The 6,034-nt window shown below is 48.1% G+C and carries 4 protein-coding genes; 1 reads left to right on the top strand and 3 read right to left on the bottom strand.

The window, feature by feature from the left end; all coding sequences use genetic code 11:
- Positions 1 to 470: 470 nt before the first annotated feature.
- The 3 genes from IM638_12560 to IM638_12570 form a co-directional block, all read right to left on the bottom strand.
- A complete protein-coding gene (locus IM638_12560; GenBank protein MCA6363863.1) occupies positions 471 to 1,283 on the bottom strand; it encodes a lectin ESA-2 in 813 nt (270 codons plus the stop codon).
- Between the two features lie 657 nt (positions 1,284 to 1,940).
- Positions 1,941 to 3,701 (bottom strand): T9SS type A sorting domain-containing protein, encoded by a 1,761-nt coding sequence (locus tag IM638_12565; GenBank protein MCA6363864.1) that lies wholly within the window; start codon positions 3,699 to 3,701, stop codon positions 1,941 to 1,943.
- 240 nt (positions 3,702 to 3,941) lie between these two features.
- Positions 3,942 to 4,763 (bottom strand): phytanoyl-CoA dioxygenase family protein, encoded by an 822-nt coding sequence (locus IM638_12570; GenBank protein MCA6363865.1) that lies wholly within the window; start codon positions 4,761 to 4,763, stop codon positions 3,942 to 3,944.
- Positions 4,764 to 4,920: 157 nt separating this feature from the next.
- On the opposite strand from IM638_12570, the gene IM638_12575 reads away from it, so the two are divergent.
- Positions 4,921 to 5,868, top strand: coding sequence for a hypothetical protein (locus IM638_12575; GenBank protein MCA6363866.1), 948 nt, complete (start codon positions 4,921 to 4,923; stop codon positions 5,866 to 5,868).
- Positions 5,869 to 6,034: the final 166 nt, after the last annotated feature.

Raw genomic sequence — 6,034 nt, forward strand, 5'->3', positions numbered from 1 at the left:
GTGGGGTGTCATATAATTGAAAGATGGGGTCTTCAAAAATAATACTTAAAACTGATTTACGATAAACCTCAATTTCCCAATCTCTGCGGAGGTACAAATCCTTAATTACTAAGCATCACCAATACGCCCCCCAAAAACCACAAACATAAAAGCCCGCAATTAAAACACGCAACAAGCATTTTTCGCCCATCTTTAACTTACACCAACGCAATAACCAGCACCTATCTCAAAATTCCCGCACGAGAATAATTGTGCAAGCGAGTTGAACGAAACCCAGGAAATTTTCGGCGTAATAATCGTATCGGTTAACACATCGGCGATAATTTTGAAGCAGGCAAATAATCACTCGATTTCCCATCTACGCACATACCTTCTGAGTAACTGTTAGAGAATTTTCATACTTACCTATATCCAAAAAAACACCAGCTCCCGATGTTTAGTTTCGGGAGCTGGTGCATCGGATAAACTGCTTACAGCTGGTTGCCGATAAACCCGATATGACCTTCGCCGGCATAGGTCATATCGCCGCTGAGTGTGGCTCCGCCGTCGGAAGAGCTGATGTTCAGGGCCACCACGTTTTGGCTTTCGCGACTACCGATGAGCCATGTGCCGCCGGGATGACCGGATGTACCGCCCCACGAGTTTTCCACTACGTAGTTATTAGCGCCATACAATTTACCGGTGAAACCGATCGGACCTTCGCCGGCGTATGTCATGGTGCCGGAAAGTGTATTGCCGCCATCGGTTGACGATATGTTTACGGCCACCACATTCTGAGCGGCGCGGCCGCCCATGATGAAAATACCGCCGGGATTACCTTTTGAACTTCCCCAGGAGTTGAGCACCGAATAGGCACCGCCATCCACAAGCTGACTCTTGAACCCGATCGGGCCTTCGCCGGCATACGTCATACTGCCCGTAAGGGTGTTGCCGTTGTCGGCAGAACTGATGTTGATGGCTACCACACGCTGGTTGCCACGGCTTCCGAGTACGAAGGTGCCACCGGGATTCCACGGTGCGGAACTTCCGCCCCACTGGTTTTCCACTGCATAATTGTTGCACAGCGTCATGGTGGCCCGGAACCCGATCTGACCTTCTCTGGCATACGTCATGGTGCCTGTAAGTGTTTTGCCACCATCGGCTGAGGTCACATTAAGTGCTACCACATTCTGACCATCTCTTGAACCGATCAGGAAAATTCCGCCCGGATTCCACGGAGCTGAAGAACCACCCCACTGGTTCTGTACAAGGTGCAGGTTGTTGTTTGATTTGTTGGTTGACATGGGTTTGATGAATTAAATGATTCCTACTCGCAGGCTTTTCGGAAACCGCCGCAGTGTTGTTTACCGGCACTGCCCCGATTCGTTTGTAACCAGGCGGCAAACGATTCCGCACGTGCTTTATTTCTGGCAATATTCTTCCGCCCCGAAAACCTTCGGAAAATGAACCGCTTGAGAAATACCGGAAGCAATTAGCGTCTTTAGAAAAATTCTATCAGCCTGAGAGACTGTTTTTGTGGTGATGAAAAAATTGACATGACAAGATTATTACCGAATACGCAGGAGAAAAAACCACTATTCACCCAAAATCATACAATCCAACAAAGCAAAAAGCATCATAAACAGGCGTAAAACCAGCAAATTTCAACCTTGCTGATTTATACAACCTGAGTGGAAAAAAGCCCAAAAATGAACTCAAGAAAACGGGCATAAATACTTAGAGCCGCCTGTAAGCAACAAATCAATTCATGCTTGAAATGGTGCGTTAAAGCAACACAAAGCCGGTCAAGAAAGACGTTCAACGGGCTGAACCAGATAACGGGAATCCAGAGTTAGCTAGGGAAGAAGAATTCATGCAGCATGTTTCATGTGCATATTATCTATACATAAAGTGTGAAACAAATCAATGCAAACGGCGTGTTTGGGATAGCTACAGGTTTATCACTCCTTCACCACCCGCACAAAGCCCGCATTGCTCAGCCTGATAAAATACACACCCGCCTCAAGCGCACCGAGATTAACAGAAAACTGTGTACCGCTGCCTGATGCCTGTGCATGCACCTCGCGTCCGCGCACATCATACACACGCAGAAATCCGGCTTCAACCGGTGTTGCAGTGGTAAGCCAGACAATATCCTGCGCCGGATTCGGATACACTGTGGTTGCGGCCGCATCAGTTTGCGGCACCGAAAGCGGATTAGCTAAAAGCACAATGGGATTGAGCGCTTCCACACTGTCGCCGGCGGCGGTGTAGAGCGTGAGTTTGAGCACGTAAGTGCCGGGCTGCAGCCCTGTGGTGTTCCACACGGCGAGCGGGGCGTGACGTACTTCGGTAGCTATGTTGGTGGTGATGGCGTTCCATTGCAGCGACTGTGCCGGGAACTGATACGCCAGGCTGTAGCTGCCGAAAGCGGTGGGATTTCCGTCGGGGCCCTGATCAATCCAGGCCGAGCCGGTTACGGGCAGTTGCATGTTTACAGCGGCAGTGTCGGGCTGTTCAAGGGCGGCCATCCACACCACGCCGCCGTTGTAGGGCAGCGGATCAAATGCCAGGTTGTTTTGCACGGCTATGAGTGTGCTTTGCTGCACAGCCGTGGGCGGTAAAAACGGCAGCCAGCTGTAGCCCAGCACAAAGGTCGATTGTTTTTCGCTGCGGCAGGTGGTATAACAGATTGTACCAATGCCAAAGACCGTAGTCGAATCGGTTGACCAGAAATAGCCGCCGCTGCCGTCAACCACCGTGTTACCGGCCTGAATAGCGGCATGCTGCTGCGCGCCTACTTCGCCAAGCACACAACTGTCAATAAGCACAGCCGACGAATCGAACACATACATGCTCCATGTTTCTACTGAAGTATTGTTGAGCTGGAGATTGCGGTCGGCCAGCGGCGCGGTGTAGCTGCTGTAGTTTGTGTTATTGAAAATGCCTTGTACCAGCGCCGTATCGCCATACTGAAACCAGCAGCCAATGAGGCGCAAATCGGAATTGCTGATGGTGACATCCGATCCGTTTACCGGCATGAGTGCCCACAGTACATTGGTACACGAGTCGGCAGCGGCGTTGTAGTTTATGCCTGAAATGCCCGGCAGCGTATTGTTGAATACGTAGTTATAAAGTGTATCGCCGGGCGGAAAGCTGTAATTGATTACCGCGCCGGGCGGAAACTGGTGCCAGAGAATCACCGAATCGGCATGCGTAAACTGCACATTGATGCTGTCCTGCAAAATGTATTCGCCGGTGAGGTTGCTGCCGCTGATGTTTACTGTTGACTGCCCTACAACCGAAGCGGTGGTCCAGTCGGTATTGTGCACATTGTTCCATTCCAGCACCACATTGCCCGCCAGGCCGAGGTAGTGCGACATACCGCTGTAGTTGAGCGAACAATTCTGCAAATGAATTTCGCCCTGCTGAAAGGCATACATACCACGTTCGTAGAAAAAAGCCTGCGGAAAACTGAGTGTGGAATTTTGTGCAAACAGTTTTCCCTGTCCCCACACGTAAATATCGCCGGTATCCGAAACTGTGGCATTATTAAATATAAGTACCCCGTCATTAAACACCCAGATCGGGCCGGTATGTGTCCAGTTTCCGGTTATCACCAGCGTGTCGTTGGCCACAAGTCCTACGATAAGTGTATCGGTGCTTAGCAGCTGCTGCGGAGTCTGTGCAGCGATAAATGCTTCGGGGGATAATGCCTTCATTTGCCGCGATTTTTCCCACACAGGCATATAATTCGTTTGTGCAGATGAAGGTGATGAAGGAGCAGCAATCGTGCGGGTAAAACCTTCAGTCAGCTGACTATTAATTTGCAACTGAGCTTGCGGCGAAATTTGCGCGGCGAGCGGAAGGGCGAGTAAAATACAAAGAGAAACAAGGAGACGCATGATGAACCGGCTGAATGGTTGCGACCATTAAATTACGAAAACCAATCATACTACGGCCTATCGCATTACATCTGTAAATGCCTCAAAACAATAGGACGCGGCTTTTACCTTGAGTTTTTTTTCATACACCTGCTGCAATTCGTTTATTGCGGCCGCATCGCCCTGCGCGGCTTTCATGGATGCAGGCACTACGCGGCTGCGCTGCTCAACAAATAATGGCGGGTAAATGCCCTGCTCCACCGCATACTGCGCACTCATAAATTCGAAATACACTACACGGCGTTGCGGCTGTGTGGTAAGCACACCCGAACTATGCGCCAGCATGAGATCATGTACAAGTACATCACCGGGCTGCATGCACAAACTTTGATAAGGCATTTTTTCCAGTTCACAGATGCTGACTTTGCTGAGGTGGCTTTGCGGAATAATGCGCAGTGCACCGTTGTCATCGTCAGACGCATCGAGGTAAATGCCAATCATAATTGCTTTGCCGGGATGCGGCGAAACCACGTCCTGGTGCCAGTTTACAGGCGAATTATCGCCAATATTTTTGACCACCACAAAATCCTGCACCAGAAAAAAATCGTCGCCGCAAATACGTTGCGCAATGCCGCGCAGCCAGTCCGATGCCAGTACTTCAGTAAACACAGGCGCTGATTTGGGGACTATGCTGTTTATTCCTATCACATACTCTTTTCCATGCAGCCCCTGTACAATGGCCCACTCGTTCTGATTTTCGGGATTGCGGCAAAGTGCATCCACCGCACTGCCAAGTTGTTCGAGCTTTTCACGATTTACACATCCCGAAAGGCGAAGCCAGCCTTGCGCATGAAAATGTGCAAGTTCTTCCGCTTCAAGTAATCGGGGAGTCTCAAACATAAATTAGCAGGATATAGATTAAACCGTTTTCTGCAAAAGCAAACAGTCGTTAAATGTATCACTCATTACCTGCAAAAAACAGGATCGCTCAAAATTCAGGCAATTATACTTACTTACGAATGAGTCTCACGCAATAAAATTGTAAAAACTGCGCATCATGACAGAATCAGGCTACATCGAACTCGGCATTTCCTTTCTTTTTATTCTGCTTCTTCTTTCGGTAGCTACATCAGCAATCAATGAGATTATTGTTTATCTGTTTAAACTGCGCAGCAAGTTTCTGGTGAATGGAATTACCAGCTTACTGGGCAATACATCTGCAGGGAATACGCTGCTGGATAAAATATATTCGCATCCGCAGGTCAAATCACTTATCAGCGCCAAAGGCCGGAAGCCTTCACATATTCCTACATCTGTTTTTTCAATTGCACTTACTGATGCTGTTAATTCCACACTACCTGCTCAGGAAAGCCAAACATCAGGAACAGAAACAGCTGAAACAAATGCGTTTGAACAATTCAATAAGGCTGTAACAGCCATGCCTGAAGGCGATACGAAACTCATTTTACAGAATCTGGCTCAGTTCTCCGATAACGGTGAGCAACTTATTGAAAACATTGGTAAATGGTTTGATCAGTATATGCTCAGCGTTTCAATCTGGTACAAACAACGCATTCAGCGCATGTTATTTTTCATCGGGCTTGGCATAGCTGTTTTTTCAAACACCGATACCTTCAGCCTGCTTGAAGAACTGCAGCACGACAATATGCTGGCATCACAAATTACAAAAGCAGCCAATCAGTTCATCGCTTCACACGATAGTATGGCGAATCATCCTGACTCGCTGGGTAAAATGATTAGTCAGGTTGACAATACTTTTACTCAACTTGACATTTTTGATTTACCCATTGGCTGGGAAAAGCCCAACGCTGACGTACATCACAACCTCAGCGATTATATTAACGACAACGACCTGAGCTGGACCACACCTTTTGGCTGGGTTGTTACCGCGTTGTTACTTTCAATGGGTTCACCGTTCTGGTTTCAGTTGCTGAAAAAATTAGTCAACTTCCGCAAAGAAATTAAAGAGACGGCGGGAGAATAAGCACCCGTTAAATGAGGTTTCCTTTAGAAGCTGTCCAAATTTTATCCTTCGGCTTTGTTATGTCTCATTTTATCTCATCCTTCGTTGGAGTTTTTGCTGATACTCTCCAAGTATCTGCTGCAAACCCCGCCTTGTCTGAGAAAAAATGAACTCATAACAAATCTCA

This window comes from Bacteroidota bacterium, assembly GCA_020402865.1.
GTDB lineage: Bacteria > Bacteroidota > Bacteroidia > Palsa-965 > Palsa-965.